This is a genomic window from Candidatus Hydrogenedentota bacterium, from assembly GCA_016791475.1.
Classification (GTDB): Bacteria; Hydrogenedentota; Hydrogenedentia; order Hydrogenedentales; family JAEUWI01; genus JAEUWI01.
Window position 1 is genome coordinate 1 of sequence record JAEUWI010000316.1, and the last position, 609, is coordinate 609.

The 609-nt window shown below is 64.2% G+C and carries 1 protein-coding gene; it reads left to right on the top strand.

What is annotated here, in order from left to right; translation table 11 throughout:
- Positions 1 to 573, top strand: a 573-nt coding sequence (locus JNK74_29425) for a hypothetical protein (GenBank protein ID MBL7650295.1), incomplete at its 5' end; no start/stop codon positions are given.
- Between the last annotated feature and the right edge of the window lie 36 nt (positions 574 to 609).

The following is a 609-nucleotide window of genomic DNA, read 5'->3' on the forward strand; positions in this document are numbered from 1 at the left end:
CCGACGCTTTCCACAGAACCCGGACGGCTCATGTTCGACGCGGACGCCATGGCGAAATACCTGCAGGGCGGACGCACCGTCTGCGCGTGCCCCGGACAGGGCCCGGCGCCCCAGACCCCCGATGATCGCGACTACGTCTATCTCGGTTTCGCCCTGCAGAACGAAGAAGACATGCGCCAGTTCGCGACGGCCTACCATCACGTAAGTACAGGCTTGCCGGAGGCGCTTGAAGTCTGGACCCGAGGCGAAGTCGCCGCGCTCCCCCCGAGCGAGTCATCAGCGGCTGGAGCTGGCCCGGGCGTACGGCGCCTGCGCGAAGGGGTCGAGCGCTTCTTCATCACCGACATCAACAATCCCGCGGCGGCTGCGGTGACACAGTCCAACATCCCCGTGATCATCGAATGGCCGGACCACCACCCGACCGGTACCGGAAAGCAGGGCGGTAACATTCTCTACATGGACGGCCACGTGGAATTCGTCGCCTACCCCGGCAAATGGCCCATGACGGAAGAATCGATGAAGATCCTGTGCAATATGGCGGGACGCGGGCCGATCGTGATAGCGGGCAACTGACCGCGGGACGTTGTGGGCGGATTGTCCGCCGCAAAA